Here is a 17,500-nt window from a genome sequence, read left to right on the forward strand (position 1 = left end):
CCTTAACCAATATCGGCCAAACGCGCCGTGCGCAAAATCGTGCGTCCGGCAAAGCGCGCGGCTTGGCCCAGATCATCTTCAATGCGCATCAATTGATTGTATTTGGCGGTGCGATCCGAGCGCGCAAGGCTGCCGGTTTTGATTTGCCCGGCATTCACCGCGACCGCGATATCGGCAATCGTTGCGTCTTCGGTTTCACCGGAGCGATGGCTTACCACGCAGGCCATGCCCGCGCGATGCGCCAGCTCCATCGCTTCGAGTGTTTCGGTGAGGGTGCCGATTTGATTGAGCTTGACCAAAATTGCGTTGGCTGAGCGTTCGGCAATGCCCCGGCGCAAGCGTTCGGGGTTGGTGACGAAGAGATCATCGCCCACCACTTGCAGCGTGTGGCCGAGGGTTTTGGTGAAATGCGCCCAGCCGGCCCAATCATCTTCCGCCAGCGGGTCTTCAACCGAGATGATTGGGAAGTTTTTCGCCAATTGGCCGATATAATCGGTCATGCCGCCCGCATCGAGAATTTTGCCCTCGCCTTCGAGATGGTAGCGGCCCTCTTTGAAAAATTCGGTGGCGGCGCAATCAAGCGCGAAGGCGATATCCGCGCCCGGCTCATAGCCTGCGGCCTCAATCGCGCGCATCATGAAGCCCAACGCTTCCTCGGCGGAACGCAGGCCCGGCGCAAAACCGCCTTCATCGCCGATATTGGTATTATGCCCGGCTTTGTGCAGCAGCGATTTCAGCGCGTGAAAAACTTCCGCGCCCATCCGCACCGAATCATGCACATCCGCCGCACCCACCGGCTGGATCATGAATTCCTGGATGTCGATCGGGTTGTCAGCGTGCTTGCCGCCATTGATGATATTCATCATCGGCACCGGCAGCGTGCGGGCATAGGCCCCGCCGACATAGCGATAGAGCGGCAAACCCAGCTCATCGGCGGCGGCCTTGGCGATGGCGAGCGAGACGGCAAGGATGGCGTTGGCGCCGAGGCGCGATTTGTTCGGCGTGCCATCTAGATCGATCATCATTTGATCGAGCATCACTTGCTCGGTGGCTTCCAGCCCGCTTAGCGCGTCGAAAATTTCGCCCTCCACCGCGCTGACCGCTTTGGTGACACCCTTGCCGCCATAGCGTTGGGCATCGCCATCGCGCCGCTCAACCGCCTCATGGGCGCCGGTTGAAGCGCCGGAGGGCGCGGCGGCGCGACCGACCGAGCCGGATTCCAGCGTGACCTCAGCCTCGACGGTTGGGTTGCCCCGCGAATCCAGAATTTCGCGGGCGATGATGTCGACGATATCGGACATGGCGCACTCCTGATTTTGCTTCCTGCGGCGTATCCCAGCGCTGAGAGCGGCGCAACCAGTGCGCGGCACGGGCGTGCAAATTCATGGCAGGGGCGATGTTGCCAAGCGCGCACGGGTTGGCTATGACGCGCCCACGGATCCCAGATAGCTCAGTTGGTAGAGCAAGCGGCTGTTAACCGCTCGGTCGTAGGTTCGAGTCCTACTCTGGGAGCCATTTTTGGCTGGTCCGTGGGCGAACGCCGATATAATCACATGAAAATAGGGGCGGGCAGCGGATCATGGGATTCATTTTCGCGGTGCTGGCCATTGATGCGCTCGGCTTTGGGCTGGTGGCGCCGATTTTGCCGCGCCTGGTGCAAAAACTAACCGGCTTGCCGCCCGAACATGCCGCTCTCTGGGTTGGCACGCTGAGCATGGCCTTTGCCGGTGCGCAGTTTTTTGCGGCGCCGATTCTGGGTCAGCTCTCGGACCGGTTTGGCCGGCGGCCCTTGATCCTGATTTCGCTTTCAGGGGCGGCGGCGAATTATTTGCTGCTGGCCTTTGCCCCCTCGATTGGCTGGTTGTTTTTAGGCCGGTTGCTGGCTGGTGCCACGGCGGGCAATGTTTCGGCGGCGAGTGCGTATATTGCTGATATTACCCCGCCCGAGCAGCGCGCGCAGCGTTTTGGCATGATTGGCGCGGCGTTTGGGTTTGGCTTCATGATCGGCCCGGCTTTGGGCGGATTTTTGGGCGCGATTGATCTGCGGTTGCCGTTTTTGGTGGCGGCGGGGCTGGTCGCGGTGAATGTGATTTATGGGATTTTCGTGCTGCCGGAATCATTGCCGGTCGAGCGGCGGCGCGAATTGCGGCTGCGTGATGCCACACCGCTGGGCTCGATGCGGCTGTTTTTGACGGTGCCGCGCCTGTGGCGGCTGGCCGCCTCATGGTGTACGCGCTGGTTTGGCATTGGCACCATGCAGGCGGTGGTGGTGCTGTTTACCGAGCTGCGCTTTCATTGGGGACCGGAGCAAAATGGCGTATTTTTTGCCGTGGTCGGCGTCAGCTCCTCGGTGGTGCAATTATTTTTGGTCAAGCCTGCCGTGCAGCTTTTGGGTGAGCGCGGCGCCGCTTTGACCGGGTTTATGTTCAATGCGGCGGGGTTTTTGCTGATCGGGATTTCACCCCTGCCCTATTTCATGTTTCTGGGCGTGGTTTTGGTGGCGCTGGGCTCGGTTGGCAATTCGGCGATCCGCTCGATCCTGTCGCGCTCGCTGCCGGCGGACCAGCAAGGGCGGATGAATGGCGCGCTCTCCTCGGTTGAGGGATTGACCGCGATCATCGCCCCGCTGACCGGCGCTGCGGTGTTTGACCTGTTCAGCCGGGCCGGGCCGTTGCGGTTTCCCGGCGCGCCGTTTGTTTTGGCGGCGATTTTACTGGTGGGGGCGGCGGGATTGGTGGCGAGTTGGCGGGCGGCACCAACGCGCGATCGCTCGGCCACTTGAATTATCATGGATTTTGCCGTCTCATGATCCATCCGCACGCATTATTCCTGGTCGTGCGAAGCACCGGAGCTGCGATCACCGATCCCGATGTCTATCAGTGTGCGCCGTGAATTGATGGGGGACGATATGTTGCCGGAGGGCAGCGCGGTCGCGCATGGGCCTGACGCTGCTGGCGCGCTGCGGGTGCTGATGGCCACGCGCTATGGGCGGCTGGGGGCCAGCAGCCGGTTGCGCCTGCTGCAATATGCACCGGCCTTGGAGCGGCTTGGCATTGAATGCACCGCTCGACCATTTTTATCGGATGCGTATGTGGCGGCGCTCTATGGCAAGGGGGCGCGCTTGCCCTCGGCGCTGGCGGCTTATGGTCGGGCCTTGGGCTTGGCGCGGGCGATCCGGGCGCATGAATTGATTTGGATTGAGAAGGAATTATTGCCGTTCTTGCCGGCGGCATTGGAGCGCACGCTGCTGGGCGAGAAAAAATTCATCCTGGATTTCGATGATGCGTGGTTTTTGCGCTACCAAACCGGCAAGAGCCTGCCGGCACGCTGGCTGCTGGGCGGCAAATTCACCGATCTGGTGCGCCGCGCCGCTTTGACCGTGGTGGCCAATGAGACCTTGCAGGATTGGGCGACGCAGCAAGGCGCGCGCGCGGTGCTGCTGCTGCCCACGGTGGTGGATTTGGCGCAATATCCGGTGCTGCCGGAACCGGCTGGCCCGTTCACTGTCGGTTGGATCGGCACGCCGGTGACGGCACCCTATTTGCAGGCGATTGAAGCGCCGCTGCGCCAATTGGCGCGCGAGCAGCCGTTGGAATTATTGGTGATCGGCGCGCCGGATTTACAAATTTCGGGCGTGACCTGCCGCCACGTGCCGTGGAGCGAAAACGCCGAGGCCGCCTTGTTGGGGCAATGCCATGTCGGGGTGATGCCGCTCTCGGATGATGAATGGTCGCGCGGGAAATCAGGCTATAAATTGGTGCAATATATGGCTGCTGGGCGAGCGACGGTGGCAAGCCCGGTGGGGGCGAATCGGACGATTGTGGTTGACGGCGTGACCGGCATGCTGGCCAGCGATGCGGCGCAATGGCAAAGCGCGTTGCGGCAATTGCGCGATGATCCAAGCTTGCGCAGCCGCATGGCGTTGGCGGCGCGCGCGCGGGCTGCCAGCGATTACGCGCTGAGCGGTACCGCGCCAAGGCTTGCCGCCGCGATGCGGTTGGTGGCAGGACAAGCGGGCGGGCCATAAGGCAAGGCAATAAAGCGCAGCGGCGCTCAACTTCACGGCGGATCACGGGACCATGGCTGGACATTCACAATTCAAGAACATCATGCACCGCAAAGGTGCGCAGGATGCGCGCAAGGCGCGGCAATTTGCCAAGCTGATTCGCGAAATCACCGTCTCGGCGCGGCAAGGTCTGCCGGACCCGGCGGCCAATCCGCGCCTGCGGGCGGCCTGTGCGGCGGCGCGCGGTGCCAACATGCCGCGCGATACGATTGAGCGGGCGATCAAAAAAGCCAGCGGTGCGGCGGGCGGGCAGGATTATGTCGAGGTGCGCTATGAGGGGTACGGGCCCAACGGGGTTGCGGTGATTGTCGAGGCGCTGACCGATAATCGGAATCGCACCGCCTCGGATGTGCGCACGGCGTTTGCCAAGCATGGCGGCAGCCTGGGTGAGAGCAATTCGGTGTCGTTCATGTTCAATCGGGTTGGCGTGGTGCGCTACCCGGCGACGGTGGATGAAGCCGCGTTGCTTGAAGCCGCGATTGAGGCGGGGGCGGATGATGTGGTGAGCGGCGCTGAGGGGCATGAGGTGCTGTGCGGCGTCGAATCGTTTTTCGCGGTGCGCGATGCGCTGGAGCAGCGCTTCGGCGAGGCGGAGGGCGCAAAACTCGATTGGCGCCCGACCACCAGCACCCCGCTCGATGAGGAGGCGGCGCGATCCGTGCTCAAACTGATCGACGCGCTGGAAGAAAGCGACGATGTGCAGAATGTGTACGCCAATTTCGAAATCCCCGACGCGGTGATGCAGGCGCTGGCTGATTAGAGTTATTAGAGTCCGTCAGGTTCATATAGAAGGATAACCTGCGTGTTTGAGGTATGCGCGGTTTGAACTCATTAAGCGGTGTGCCGATGCGTTTCCACGTTGCCTCGACTGTGCGCACGGCGGACTTGCGGAGGAGATGTAAGAAACCTCGCGCCCCCAATATACAGCTGGTTTCATCGGACTATTTTCAGGTCGCTGTTCAAGTCGGGTCTGACAGCTTGAATGATCGTCACTTCACCGCAACGCGCTCCATCAAAATAACCAGACAATGCCCTACCGCGGCCCTAAGAAGGGCTCTTTGGTGTATTGTCCTGCCCAGGTACAAAATTTTCGTAAAGAACGAAAATATACCGCATTGCTTCCATCTTTCGGTAGATCACTGCACTGACCGGTCCCGTTAGCAGATTTGATCGTTTTATCAATAAAATTCGAAACGTTTTTACTCAAACTATAGTCTATATCAATTCCGGACACGCTCCGCCTACTTTTCTTGACAAGAGAAACAGCGTTCAGTATTATCTTAATTTTATTATCACTGATCCATTTAATAGAAATCGAATAATCGCTATTATTTTCAAATATTAAATAACGATTTTTTTGTGTATTTTCCATTTTTTCTAAATAAACTTTGGTATTCCATCTTGCTTCGTCGCCTACGATTGAAAAAATTGGGCACCCAGTTGTCAACTGAACCGCTTGCCAATCTCCGGCCGGGGAAGCGAATATTTCTTTTCCGTGAATGTTGCAGTCATATTTTGATGATATGAATATAAAAAACAGAACGATTGATATGATAACGATTGATATGACCGAAAGAAAGAAAGCCATTCCGAAAAATACAAGCTTCTTTAAGTTTTTCATGAGCAAAAATCACGTAAATCAGGAAAATTTTTCATTTCATAACTCCAAATGCACCTTGGTTCGCGGCACTCCACCCAGCAACCGTTTCAGCTAGGCGCTGCGCTTCACTTCCAGCCTATCCTTCGAGAGACGCGAAGCTGCCGGCAATACTCATTGTCTCTTGCAAACTATATCCCGCACCTGCCATATATACACCAACACCATAATTTGACGCATTTGCATACTGTAAATATAGCGTAGATCCATTTCTCTGATAATCGAAATTCCCCCCCCAACCGACTGCCGCTCCTAATATGGCAGCGTTTTCTGCATACCATGTCGCACCATTCAGTCCGCTTGACTGACCAGCCTGAAATTCTTCCTGAAAACTTGCATTTGGTGGCATGAAAAACATCTGTGGCTCTCCACCCAAGAGGCCGTAATACGTTACGGCGCCAGGTGGAACCTCATTTGTTACTGTGCAGTGACGGTCAACAGCATGGATTGCATTTCCGAGTATGCTCTAAAATCGTGCAACGATTCACACGCAAACTCAAATTATATTTCTGTTACATTTTATCATTCAGTTAGATTAAAATCGTTTGAAACATCTCTTTTCAGCCTCTTAACGGGCGGGAGCTTGCACAAAACATTAAAATTTTTCTTTTCTCCAGCCTGTAGTCTTTGAGCGTCTCTCGGTGCTGGTTGAATGGATGGTTGACTTCAATACCAATGAACATCGCAGCCAAGCATGCTGATCGCTAGTCCGATGGGCGCTAGCCCTGCGATAATCGGAGGCGAAGCGCGGGGGTAGCAACGGGTGATGAGACCGGTGATGAGGTGATTTTTCGGGATATTGTGAGTTTTTAGATGAACTGCATTTGGCCGCGCCCGTGTGCGCTCGCTCGCATCAACGCTGGTGGCGGATACGCATCCGCTGATTGTCCTGCGGGTGATCCGCTATCTGACCGAGACCGCAAAGTTTGATGACGCGGCGGTGCGGGTCTGGCGGGTGAACTGGTTCACCGCTGGCCTGCATGCGTTCGAGCAGCGTTTGCAGACGGAGGCGGATACCGGCGAATTCTGTCATGGCGATAACATTGGCCTTGCTGATATCTGCCTCGCCACTATTCGGATCGTGCTACCTTTGTTCAAGATTGAGATCACCGATACGCCGGTGAGCGACGGGATTTTTGCCGCCTGCCAAGCCCACGACGCCTTCGCCAAAGCCGCGCCTCTCCGCCAAGCGAGGGCGCCGACGTAAAAACGATTTCGCGCTGATGGTGCGCGTGCCTATAATTTGCCGTGGTTTTGGGGTTTACTCGGACCATGGCGATTCGCACGGTGCGCATTTTAGGGATTGATCCGGGGTTGCGGTTCACCGGCTATGGCATCGTCTCGCTCGCGGGCAATGCGCTGCGGCATGTTGCGGACGGGGTGATCGGCACGGATGGGTCGGCGTCGGTGCCGGAGCGTTTATTTGCGCTTGATACCGCTCTAGCGGCGTTGATCGCGCAATTTGCCCCTGATTATGCCGCCGTGGAAGAGACTTATGTGAATGTGAATGCCACCGCGACGCTGAAGCTGGGTTATGCGCGCGGCGTGGCGTTGCTCGCACCGGCGCGGGCGGGCGTGCCGGTTGCGGAATATGGCGCGAAGACGGTGAAGCGCTCGGTGGTCGGCACCGGATCGGCGGATAAGACGCAGGTTGCGATGATGGTGCGGCGCTTGCTGCCCGGCGCGATCATAACCCGCGCCGATGCGGCGGATGCCTTGGCGGTGGCGATTTGCCATGCGCATCATCTGGGTCAGGCGACGCTGATGGCGGCATCGCGCCGGGGGGCGGCATGATTGGGCGCCTGACCGGGTTGGTCGAGCAGATCGAGGAGGGGCGGTGCCTGATCGATGTGCGCGGGGTGGGCTATGTGGTGTATTGTTCGGCGCGCAGCCTGGCGTCCGTCGCGGCACCACCGGCGCTGAGCAGCCTGTTGATCGAAACCCAGGTGCGCGAGGATGCGATCACGCTCTATGGTTTTATCGATAGCGAGGAGCGCGATTGGTTCAATAAATTGGTGACGGTGCAGGGTGTGGGGCCGAAATTGGCGATGGCGGTGCTGTCCGCGCTGGCACCGGATGCGCTGGTCGCCGCCCTTGCCGGCGCCGATGCGGCGGCGCTGCGGCGGGTTTCCGGGGTGGGGCCGAATTTGGCCAAGCGATTGGTCACCGAATTGGGTGCGTTTGCCGCCGCGCGCGGCTTGGCGGCGCCAACCCGCGCTGCTTCATCGGCGGCTCCGGCGGTCGTAATGGGTGTTGGCGGTGAGGCGTTATCGGCCTTGGTGAATTTGGGCTATCGGCGGGCCGAGGCGGAACCCGCGATTTTCGCCGCCGTGGCCGAGGCCGGCACCGGGGTGGGGTTGGACGCGATTATTCGTGAGGCGCTGCGGCGCTTGGCCCGATGAGCGGGTTTGACGAGGCCGAACGGCTGGTCTCGCCGCGTGCGGAGGAGGCGGACGCGCCAGATGTAGCGTTGCGCCCGCAAAATTTGGACGCGTTCATTGGCCAGCAGGCCAGCCGGGAAAATCTGGCGATTTTTATCGAAGCCGCCCGCAGCCGGGGCGAGGCGCTGGATCATGTGTTGCTGCATGGGCCGCCGGGTTTGGGCAAAACCACCTTGGCGCAGATTGTGGCGAAGGAATTGGGGGTGGGGTTTCGGGCAACCTCCGGGCCGATTTTGCAGCGTGCGGGCGATTTGGCCGGGATTTTGACCAATTTGCAGCCGTTCGATGTGCTGTTCATCGATGAAATTCACCGGCTGCAACCGGCCATTGAAGAAATTCTCTATCCGGCGATGGAAGATTTCGTCCTCGATTTGATTATCGGCACCGGGCCGGGCGCACGCTCGATGCGGATTGATTTGCCGCGCTTTACCTTGGTGGGCGCTACCACCCGCTCGGGCTTATTGGCCAAACCGTTGCTTGATCGGTTCGGGATCCCGATCCGGCTGATTTTTTACACGCCGGCGGAACTGACCTTGATTGTGACGCGGGCCGCCGCATTGCTGGGGATGAATTTGACCGCCGAGGCGGCGCAGGAGATCGCCAAACGATCACGCGGGACGCCGCGCATTGCCGGGCGGTTGACCAGGCGGATTCGCGATTTTGCCACGGTGCAGGGTCAGAGCGTGATTGATCGCGGTGCGGTGGATGCGGCGTTGAACCGGCTTGATGTTGATCGGCGTGGCTTGGATGCGATGGATCGGCGCTATTTGCGGCGCATTGCCGAGCATCACCAGGGCGGGCCGGTTGGGGTGGAAACGCTGGCGGCGGCGCTGTCGGAGCCGCGCGATACGCTCGAAGACGTGATTGAGCCGTTTTTGATGCAGGAGGGCTTTTTGATCCGCACGGCGCGCGGGCGAATGCTGGGGCGCGATGGTTGGGTGCATTTGGGGTTGATGCCGCCCTCTGCCCTGCCTGAGCAGGGCGATTTACCGCTTGATCCGGCCTGATTGTGATCCAAGGGATTGATTTTCGATGAATTCTTCGCAAGACGCCGAGCCGGTCGCGGCGGTGCATCAGCATCATCTGCGCATCTATTTCGAGGATACGGACGCGGGAGGCATTGTTTATCATGCCAATTATCTGCGCTACGCCGAGCGTGGGCGCTCTGAAGCCTTGCGTGGGCTGGGGATGCCCCATGCCGAGATGATGCGGCGGCATCAGCGTATGTTCGTGGTGCGGCGCGCAAAAATCGACTATGAGCGGCCCGCGCGACTCGATGATTGCTTGATTGTCGAGACTCGCACGCTGTCCTTAACGGGTGCGAGCGTCACGCTCGATCAGGCGATCAAGCGGGCGGATGGGGTTTTGCTCGTGCGGATCGCGTTGTTATTGGCGTGTGTGGGTGTCGCGGATGGGCGGGCGGCGCGATTGCCGGCGGATATGCGGGCGGCGCTTGAGAAAATGCGGCAAGCCGCTGATCCTGATCGGGGGTTGGCGGTGCGACATATAACGGGCGGCGCTGCTGCTCTGGAAGGGTTTTGAGCGTGAATCAGGCTGTGAGTAGTACGGGGTTGGCGGCGCCGGGATCGAGCCTGTCACTGGTGGGGCTGTTTCTGCATGCCGGGCTGGTGGTGCAATTGGTGATCTTTTTGCTGCTGGCCGCCAGCATTTGGGTGTGGGCGATCATTATCGAAAAAATCATCACGCTCCGCCGAATCAATCGGGATGCCGATGCGTTCGAGGATAAATTCTGGTCTGGGCGCAGCCTTGAGGAGCTGTATGATGTTGAGGGGGCGGAGCCTTCGCATCCGCTGGCCGCCGTGTTTGGCGCGGCGATGGGCGAATGGCGGCGCAGCGCGCGGGTGGCGGGTGCTGATGTGTCGCGCACCAGCGTTAATCAGCGGGTCGAGCGGGCGATGGGGGTGACCACCATGCGCGAGATGGACCGGCTGGAGCGCCAAATGGTGTTTTTGGCCTCGGTCGGCTCGACAGCGCCGTTCATCGGGCTGTTCGGCACGGTTTGGGGCATTATGCACTCATTCTCGGCGATTGCGGCGATGCATAACACCAATCTGGCCGTGGTGGCGCCGGGCATTGCCGAGGCGTTGTTTGCCACTGCGATGGGGTTGATCGCGGCGATTCCGGCGGTCTTGGCCTATAACAAGCTCTCGACCGATCTGGGCCGGTTTGCCTTCCGGCTCGAAGGGTTTGGTGCGGAATTCAGCGCGATCCTGTCGCGGCAGACCGAGGAGCGCGGGTGAATGGCGGGCGGATTTATCCCCGGCAATAATGGCCGCTCGGGTGGGCGGCGCTATAAGCCGATGGCGGAAATCAACGTCACACCGCTGGTGGACGTGATGCTGGTGTTGTTGATCGTGTTCATGATCACCGCACCGTTGATCACCTCGGGGGTGACGGTGAATTTGCCGAAGACCAACGCCCAGCCGGTGAATTCTGACGCCACGCCGATCACCATCACGGTGAATGCGGCAGGCAGCGTGTATTTGCAGGATTCCAAGGTGCAGCTCTCGAATTTGGTCGCGACCTTGCAGCAAATCGCCAAGCACAACACCGATCGACGGATTTTCGTGCGTGGCGATACCAGCGTGCCGTACGGGACGATGCTGAAAGTGATGGCGACCATCACCCAGGGCGGCTTTACCAAGGTGGCGCTGCTGGCCCAGCAGCCAACGTCGACTGGGCACTGAGCCTTGAACCGCTGGATAGCAGATGACGCGGTGACACGCCGCGTGGTGCAAGGCTGACCGATGGAGCCTCGGCTTAAACGCACGGCGATTGCCTCGGCATTGGCGCATCTCGCGGTCATTTTACTGCTGGTTTTGGCGTTGCCGGAGGAAAAATTGACCGCCCCGGCCTCGACCGCTGTGGATGTGACGCTGGTGGGGCCGAACGTGCCGCAACAAGCCTTGCATAAGGGCAAAGTGCCCGCACCGGCCAACACGCCCACGCTGAACAAGGCGCATCTGGCCAAAAAGCAGCCTAAGCCGCAGCCAAATATTCCACCACCGCCGCCACCGCCGCCGCCACCGCCGACGCCGAAATCGGTGCCGAAATTGCCCAAGCCACCCGCGCCGTCACCACCGCCGCCACCGCAAACCAAGACGCCGGAGCCGCTGCCCAAGCCGCCGCCGCCGGAGCCGAAACATACGCAAAAAGCCTCGGTGACGCCGCCGAAAAAATTGCCGCTGCCCCCGAAAAAGCAGCCGCCAACGCCGGCGCAAAAAAGCCCGACCAGCCAAAAGCACGTGGTGAAAACCCCGGCGCCGATGAGCCAGTCGGTGTTGAACACGCTGGCGAAATTGCGCGCCCTGCAAAAGCAGAAAAAGGCACCAACCGCCCGCTATAACCCGGCGCAAGGCGGCGCTCCCAATGGCGGTGGCACCAAAATGAGCACCGCCAATTCCGGCCTGTCATCCGCTGATCGCAATGCCATTGCGAGCGAGGTGCAGCCGTGCTGGGGCATTGATGCTGGCTTGCCGGGCGTCTCGAAACTCTCGGTCTTGCTGCAAGTGACCACCGATCAAACCGGCACCGTGCGTGAGGCTGAAGTGGCGCCGGCGGATCAAGGAAAGCTGGGCGATCCGGCCTATGCCGCGTTCGCTCAACGCGCCGTGAACGCGGTTAAGAGTTATCAATGTGCCAAACTGCCCCTGCCTCCCTATATGTTGGGCGCGGTTCATACGTTTATTTTCCGCTTTACGCCCTGACCCGATGACCATGAGGATCAAGATGACCTTGGAAAACCTACCGAAAATATCGGTGCATCCGTATTTGGCCCATACGCTGGTCGAGCCTCTGGGGGGCCACCCTGTCGCCCGCCGGCGTTTGCTGCGCACCGGCATGGCGCTGGCGGCGAGCGGGTTGATTGTGCCAGGTCTTGCCCGTGCGCAGGCTGCGGGCGGCGCGCCGTCTGACACCATCAATGTCTCGGGCGCGCATAATGCGCCGATCCCGATTGCGATTTCCGGGTTTGGTGATGCGGCGAGCGGCGATACGGAGTTGGGCAATGAAATCGGCTCGGTAATCACCTCGGATTTGGATCATTGCGGGCTGTTTCAAACCATCGATCCAACCAGCTTTGTGCCGAATTCCATTGCGAATGGCGTTCCGGTTTGGAAAAATTGGTCGATTTTGGGCGCGCAGGCGCTGGTGACCGGCACGGTGACCGATCAGGGCGGCGGCACGATCCGGGTGGAATATCGGCTCTGGAGTGTGTCTGACCAAAAGCAGGTGCAAGGCACCGCCTACACCACCAGTGCGGCGAACTGGCGGCGCATCGCGCATATCGTTGCCGATGATATTTATAAGCAACTCATTGGCGAAAAAGGCTATTTCGATACGCGCGTCGCCTATATTTCGGTGGCTGGTTCACCAACATCGCCGGTGCGGCGCATGGCGATCATGGATTATGATGGTGCGAATAATCGGTTCTTGACCAATGGCCGCTGGATGGCGTTGTCGCCGGAGTTCAACCCGGTGCGCCAGCAGCTCGCTTTTGTCAGCTTTGAGGATAATCGGCCCCGGGTGTTCCTGTTTGATTTGGCAACCGGGGCGCGGCAATTGGTGGGTGAGTTCGGCTCCCTCAGCTTTGGGCCGCGTTTCAGCCCGGATGGTTCCGCCTTGCTGTTCTCGGTGGCGCGCGGCAGCGGGGCCGCGATTGTGCGGCTCGATTTGGCCAGCCGCCGACTGCAAAGCCTGACCGATTCCGATTCGATCAACGTCACCCCCTGCTATAGCCCCGATGGCAGCAAGATCGTGTTCAATTCGGATCGCGATGGGTCACAGCAATTATTCGTGATGGGGGCTGATGGCTCGGGCGTGCAGCGCATTTCCTTCGGCAGCGGGCGCTATGCCGAGCCGGATTGGTCGCCCAAGGGCGATATGATCGCCTTTACCCGATTGACCTCGGGCGGGTTTGGCATTGGCGTGATGAAGCCGGATGGCTCGGGCGAACGGCTCTTATCGCAGGGTTATTTGGAGGAATCCGCCAGTTTCTGCCCAAATGGCCGCGTGATCATGTTCTACCGGCAAACCCCGCTGCATTACGGCAATGTTTCGCATTTGGTGACGATTGGGGCCGATGGGTTCAATGAGCGGATTACGCCGACGCCGACCAACGCCACCGATCCCTCCTGGTCGCCCCTGCTGTCCTGATCCGGGCGGGCTGCGTGCGCTACGCGCTGTATTATGCGCCGGAGCGCGATGACCCCCTCTGGCAGGCTGGAACGCGCTGGTTGGGTCGCGATCCGGAGACCGGGTGCGGCTTGGAGCCACCGCCGGTGCCCGACATCATCGCGCGCACGGCGGCAGCCCGGCGTTATGGATTTCACGCCACTCTCAAAGCGCCATTTGCGCTCGCGACGAGCGAGACGGCGTTGATCGATACCATCGCCCAATTGGCGGCGCGGCTTCGCCCATTCGCGCTGCAGCACTTGGCGGTGATGCGGCTGGAGGGGTTTATTGCCCTTGGCGCGACGGAGAACGCAGCGGCCTTACGTTGCCTTGCCGCGCGCTGGGTGATCGGGCTGGACCGGCACCGGGCGGCGCTGCAGCCTGAGGACCGCTTGCAGCGGATCGCCGGGCAGGATTCGCGCGGCATTTTTTATCTGGATCGCTACGGGTATCCGCAGGTCATGGAGCGGTTTCAGTTCCACCTGACCCTGAGCGACCGATTGGCGTCGGCGGCGATGTTTGACGCGGCGCGAGATTATTTTGCCCCGAGTTTGGCGATGCCGCGCACGGTTCGCACCGTCGCACTGTTTCGCGAAGATGCGCCCGGGGCCGATTTGCGCTTGATCGCGCGGTTTGCCTTGGGCGGTGGGGCAGCGTGCTGAGCCCTTGCTGACAAGGCGGTTCTGCGGTCCATTGGCGGCTGGAGGCCAGAATGGATCAGGTGAGTGCAAGGATGAGCGCGCCGCAGCATGGGCGCGCACGCGGCGATTGGCGGATTGGGATTATCGGGGCGGGGTTTGGCGGGGTTGGTGCGGCAATCTCGCTGCGCCAGGCGGGGTTCACCGATGTCACCATCCTGGAAGCAGCAGATGCGCCGGGCGGCACCTGGCGGGATAATCGCTATTGGGGCGCGGCGTGCGATGTGCCCGCGCATCTTTATTCGTTTTCCTTCGCACCCAATCCGGATTGGTCCGCGACTTTCGCGCCGCAGCGCGAAATACTCGCGCATTTGCAGCGCACCATCCGTGATTTCGGTCTGGGCGCGCGGATACATTATGGCTGTAAGGTCACCGCTGCACGTTGGGACGCAGCGCGCGCGCAATGGCGCGTTGATCTGGCGCAGGGCGAGGCGCTGACATTTGATGTGCTGATCTCGGCCATCGGCCAGTTAAGCCGGCCGAAACTGCCCGATATTCCAGGGCTGTCGCGCTTTGCCGGTGCCGCCTTTCACACCGCGCAATGGGATGAGAGCGTGCCGCTCGCGGGAAAGCGGATTGCCTTGATCGGCTCCGCCGCGAGTGCGGTGCAGGTGGCGCCGGAATTGGCGGCGCAGGCGGCACAATTGACCGTGTTTCAACGCACCCCGAACTGGATTGTGCCCCGCTTTAATCGCCCGCATAGCGCGCTCGAACGATTTTTGTTCCGGCATGTGCCCGGTGCCAGGCTCGCGATGCGCGCGGCGATTTATGGGATTGTCGATTTCGCGGTGTATCGCGGGTTCCGGCGCGACACGCCGGCCAATCGGCTGATGACGGCCCTCGCTGGCTGGCAGCGGCGCCGACAGTTGGCCGACCCGGCGGTGCGGGCGAGATTGACCCCTGATTATCCGTTTGGCTGCAAGCGTATGCTGCTGACCGATGATTATTTGCCGATTTTTTCGCGCCCAACCGTCGCACTGGTCACCGAGGCGATTGCCGCCATCGAGCCACGCGGCGTGCGCACGACCGATGGCGTGCTGCATGAGGCCGATGTGGTGATTTATGCGACCGGGTTTGATCTGAGCGAGGCGCTGACCGCGATAGACATTATCGGGGCCGAGGGCCACCAATTGCGTGCGGATTGGGCCGAGGGGGCGCAGGGATATTTGGGCACGGCGGTGCCGCATTATCCGAATTTCTTCACGATTTACGGCCCCAATACCGGGCTGGGTCACTCCTCCATCCTGTTCATGATGGAATGCCAGTTCCACCTGATCCGGCGGGTGCTGGCCGAGGCAACGGCCCGCAATGCCGATCAGGTGATGGTGCGCCCCTCCGCCACAGCTCAATTCAATGAGGCGCTGCAACGTGATCTTGCAAGCATGGTATGGTCGGCGGGTTGCCAGAGTTGGTACACCCAGTGTGGCAAGGTCACCGCGAACTGGCCCGGCTCGACCACGGCTTTTGCCCGCGCAACCAAACGCGCGCCCCTGGCCGATTTCGTCTATTTAGGGCATTAGATCAATCTTGGTTGAAGTTAAATCGACAGATTCACCCTCAACCAATGAAATTGATCGGCAAACAAGGATGGGAGCGAGATTGATGATAACCAATCACGCTCTAACGAATTTTATCACAGTCGAGGCTGAAACAAGGGCGAACGTATCATGTCAAAGGCAACGACAAGCGTGGTGACGGCACCACGTTCAGTTGATTTCTCCCTGAGCCTGATCGGCATTGGGTTTTTCGCCTCCGGTTTCTGTTCGCTGTTATACCAAATCATTTGGACCCGGCTCGCTTTCGCCGCTTTTGGCATTATTACGCCGGTGCTGTCCGTCGTTGTCTCGGTGTTCATGCTGGGGCTCGGGATCGGGTCGATCTGGGGGGGACGTTGGGCTGCTGCGGCCGCGCGACGCGCTGCACAAAGCATGCTGCATTGGCGCAAGCGAGGCACCACCATCGATCAAATCGCCACCCGGATCATCGATAGTCGGATTTCGTTTCGAGGCTTGCTGCCAAAGCATAACGCCGACATACCGGCTTTGTCTGACCAACGGCCATTCAACGAGTATTTCCTGCTCCGGCGCGTCGGGCTCTATCCGTGATCGGTGCTGACGAAGCGCTCTAGCCAGTGGATATCGTAATCGCCGTCGATGAATTTCGGGTCCTGCATGATCCGACGATGGAGCGGCAAGGTGGTCTTGATCCCGGCGACGACGAATTCATCAAGCGCCCGGCGCATCCGCGCGATGGCTTCGGGGCGAGTGCGGCCATGGACCACCAGCTTCGCGATCAAGCTGTCATAATGCGGGGGCACCCGATAGCCGGCGTATAGCGCTGAATCGATGCGCACGCCGAGACCGCCGGGCGCGTGATACATCGAGACCAAGCCGGGAGATGGCGCGAAATTATCGGGGTCTTCTGCCGTGATCCGGCATTCAATGGCGTGGCCGGAGAGCTGGATGTCGTCTTGCGTGTAGCCAAGCCGTTCGCCAGAGGCGATGCGGATTTGCTCACGCACCAGATCGATCCCACTGACCATTTCGCTCACCGGATGCTCGACTTGCAGGCGGGTATTCATTTCGATGAACGCAAATTGGCCGTCTTGATAGAGAAATTCCAGCGTGCCGGCGTTGCGATAGCCGAATTTCTCCAAAGCCTGAGTGGCGATGCGCCCGAGATCGGCGCGTTCGTGCGCGGTAATGCCGGGTGAGCCGGCTTCCTCGAGCAATTTCTGGTGGCGCCGCTGGAGCGAACAATCGCGCTCGCCCAGATGAACCACGGTGCCGAAATGATCGCCGAGCACTTGCAGCTCGACATGGCGTGGCCGATCGAGATATTTCTCAATATAGACTGCGTTGTTACCAAAAGCGGCGGCGGCTTCGGCGCGCGCGAGCGAAAAGGCTTCTTCAAGGCCCGCCTCGTCATGGGCGACTTTCATGCCGCGCCCACCACCACCGGCGGCGGCTTTGATCAGCACCGGATAGCGAATTGCCTGCGCGACCTCGATAGCGGCAGCAATATCGGGCACTTCGCCTGCCGAGCCGGGCACCAGCGGCACGCCAAGGGCGGCCATGGTGGATTTCGCGGTGATTTTATCGCCCATGGTGCGAATTTGCGCGGCGGTCGGACCGATGAAGGTCAGGCCGTGCGCTTCGACCATTTCGGCAAAATCGGCATTTTCGGAGAGAAAGCCGTAGCCGGGATGGATCGCCTCGGCGCCCGTGATCAGCGCCGCCGAGAGAATGGCCGGCATGTTCAAATATGAATCGCGGGCGGAGGCCGGGCCGATACACATGCTTTCATCCGCGAGGCGCACATGCATCGCCTCGGCATCGGCGGTGGAATGCACGGCAACGGTGGCGATGCCCATTTCAGCGCAAGCGCGCAGCACCCGAAGGGCGATTTCGCCGCGATTGGCAATCAGGATTTTTGAGAACACGGG

Annotated in this window: 19 protein-coding genes and 1 tRNA gene; 16 read left to right on the forward strand and 4 right to left on the reverse strand. The window is 60.2% G+C overall.

The window, feature by feature from the left end; genetic code table 11:
* Positions 1 to 2: 2 nt before the first annotated feature.
* Positions 3 to 1,301, reverse strand: a complete 1,299-nt coding sequence (gene eno, locus ACYUCQ_RS11515; protein ID WP_460254676.1) for a phosphopyruvate hydratase — start codon at positions 1,299 to 1,301, stop codon at positions 3 to 5.
* Between the two features lie 138 nt (positions 1,302 to 1,439).
* On the opposite strand from eno, the gene ACYUCQ_RS11520 reads away from it, so the two are divergent.
* The 4 genes from ACYUCQ_RS11520 to ACYUCQ_RS11535 all read left to right on the forward strand — a co-directional run bounded on the left by ACYUCQ_RS11520 (position 1,440) and on the right by ACYUCQ_RS11535 (position 4,826).
* Positions 1,440 to 1,515 (forward strand) — tRNA-Asn (locus ACYUCQ_RS11520).
* Positions 1,516 to 1,579: 64 nt separating this feature from the next.
* A complete protein-coding gene (locus ACYUCQ_RS11525; RefSeq protein ID WP_460254677.1) occupies positions 1,580 to 2,782 on the forward strand; it encodes an MFS transporter in 1,203 nt (400 codons plus the stop codon).
* An 87-nt stretch (positions 2,783 to 2,869) separates the two neighbouring features.
* Positions 2,870 to 4,027: a glycosyltransferase gene (locus ACYUCQ_RS11530; RefSeq protein ID WP_460254678.1), complete on the forward strand. Its 1,158-nt coding sequence runs from the start codon at positions 2,870 to 2,872 to the stop codon at positions 4,025 to 4,027.
* 52 nt (positions 4,028 to 4,079) lie between these two features.
* A complete protein-coding gene (locus ACYUCQ_RS11535; RefSeq protein ID WP_460254679.1) occupies positions 4,080 to 4,826 on the forward strand; it encodes a YebC/PmpR family DNA-binding transcriptional regulator in 747 nt (248 codons plus the stop codon).
* A gap of 273 nt (positions 4,827 to 5,099) precedes the next feature.
* Here ACYUCQ_RS11535 and ACYUCQ_RS11540 read toward each other — a convergent pair whose 3' ends face one another.
* Both ACYUCQ_RS11540 and ACYUCQ_RS11545 read right to left on the reverse strand, forming a co-directional pair.
* Complete coding sequence (locus ACYUCQ_RS11540; protein ID WP_460254680.1) at positions 5,100 to 5,687, reverse strand: hypothetical protein; 588 nt, start codon at positions 5,685 to 5,687, stop codon at positions 5,100 to 5,102.
* 115 nt (positions 5,688 to 5,802) lie between these two features.
* The gene (locus tag ACYUCQ_RS11545) at positions 5,803 to 6,081 is read right to left on the reverse strand and encodes a hypothetical protein (RefSeq protein ID WP_460254681.1); all 279 of its coding nucleotides are present in this window, start codon (positions 6,079 to 6,081) and stop codon (positions 5,803 to 5,805) included.
* A gap of 504 nt (positions 6,082 to 6,585) precedes the next feature.
* Between ACYUCQ_RS11545 and ACYUCQ_RS11550 the strand changes: the two genes are divergently transcribed.
* The 12 genes from ACYUCQ_RS11550 (at position 6,586) to ACYUCQ_RS11605 (ending at position 16,160) form a co-directional block, all read left to right on the forward strand.
* Positions 6,586 to 6,930, forward strand: a complete 345-nt coding sequence (locus tag ACYUCQ_RS11550; protein WP_460254682.1) for a glutathione S-transferase family protein — start codon at positions 6,586 to 6,588, stop codon at positions 6,928 to 6,930.
* Positions 6,931 to 6,995: 65 nt separating this feature from the next.
* Positions 6,996 to 7,517, forward strand: coding sequence for a crossover junction endodeoxyribonuclease RuvC (ruvC, locus tag ACYUCQ_RS11555; RefSeq protein ID WP_460254683.1), 522 nt, complete (start codon positions 6,996 to 6,998; stop codon positions 7,515 to 7,517).
* A complete protein-coding gene (gene ruvA / locus ACYUCQ_RS11560) occupies positions 7,514 to 8,125 on the forward strand; it encodes a Holliday junction branch migration protein RuvA (protein ID WP_460254684.1) in 612 nt (203 codons plus the stop codon). The genes ruvC and ruvA overlap by 4 nt, the downstream gene beginning before the upstream one ends.
* On the forward strand, positions 8,122 to 9,171 hold the full coding sequence (gene ruvB / locus ACYUCQ_RS11565) for a Holliday junction branch migration DNA helicase RuvB (protein WP_460254685.1): 1,050 nt from the start codon (positions 8,122 to 8,124) through the stop codon (positions 9,169 to 9,171). The genes ruvA and ruvB overlap by 4 nt, the downstream gene beginning before the upstream one ends.
* Positions 9,172 to 9,196: 25 nt before the next feature.
* On the forward strand, positions 9,197 to 9,706 hold the full coding sequence (gene ybgC / locus ACYUCQ_RS11570; protein ID WP_460254686.1) for a tol-pal system-associated acyl-CoA thioesterase: 510 nt from the start codon (positions 9,197 to 9,199) through the stop codon (positions 9,704 to 9,706).
* Between the two features lie 2 nt (positions 9,707 to 9,708).
* Positions 9,709 to 10,425 carry a protein TolQ gene (gene tolQ, locus ACYUCQ_RS11575; protein ID WP_460254687.1) on the forward strand — a complete coding sequence of 239 codons (717 nt, stop codon included), beginning with the start codon at positions 9,709 to 9,711 and terminating at the stop codon, positions 10,423 to 10,425.
* Complete coding sequence (gene tolR / locus ACYUCQ_RS11580) at positions 10,426 to 10,872, forward strand: protein TolR (RefSeq protein WP_460254688.1); 447 nt, start codon at positions 10,426 to 10,428, stop codon at positions 10,870 to 10,872.
* Positions 10,873 to 10,932: 60 nt separating this feature from the next.
* Positions 10,933 to 11,892, forward strand: coding sequence for a hypothetical protein (locus tag ACYUCQ_RS11585; protein ID WP_460254689.1), 960 nt, complete (start codon positions 10,933 to 10,935; stop codon positions 11,890 to 11,892).
* Positions 11,893 to 11,914: 22 nt separating this feature from the next.
* Positions 11,915 to 13,339 carry a Tol-Pal system beta propeller repeat protein TolB gene (tolB, locus tag ACYUCQ_RS11590; RefSeq protein ID WP_460254690.1) on the forward strand — a complete coding sequence of 475 codons (1,425 nt, stop codon included), beginning with the start codon at positions 11,915 to 11,917 and terminating at the stop codon, positions 13,337 to 13,339.
* A gap of 14 nt (positions 13,340 to 13,353) precedes the next feature.
* Complete coding sequence (locus ACYUCQ_RS11595; protein ID WP_460254691.1) at positions 13,354 to 14,019, forward strand: DUF1045 domain-containing protein; 666 nt, start codon at positions 13,354 to 13,356, stop codon at positions 14,017 to 14,019.
* 50 nt (positions 14,020 to 14,069) lie between these two features.
* Positions 14,070 to 15,575, forward strand: a complete 1,506-nt coding sequence (locus ACYUCQ_RS11600; RefSeq protein WP_460254692.1) for a flavin-containing monooxygenase — start codon at positions 14,070 to 14,072, stop codon at positions 15,573 to 15,575.
* Positions 15,576 to 15,722: 147 nt separating this feature from the next.
* Complete coding sequence (locus ACYUCQ_RS11605) at positions 15,723 to 16,160, forward strand: hypothetical protein (protein ID WP_460254693.1); 438 nt, start codon at positions 15,723 to 15,725, stop codon at positions 16,158 to 16,160.
* Here ACYUCQ_RS11605 and accC read toward each other — a convergent pair.
* Positions 16,151 to 17,497, reverse strand: coding sequence for an acetyl-CoA carboxylase biotin carboxylase subunit (gene accC, locus ACYUCQ_RS11610; protein ID WP_460254694.1), 1,347 nt, complete (start codon positions 17,495 to 17,497; stop codon positions 16,151 to 16,153). The genes ACYUCQ_RS11605 and accC overlap by 10 nt on opposite strands.
* Positions 17,498 to 17,500 lie beyond the last annotated feature (3 nt).

This window comes from Acidiphilium sp. MT5 (genome assembly GCF_054767495.1).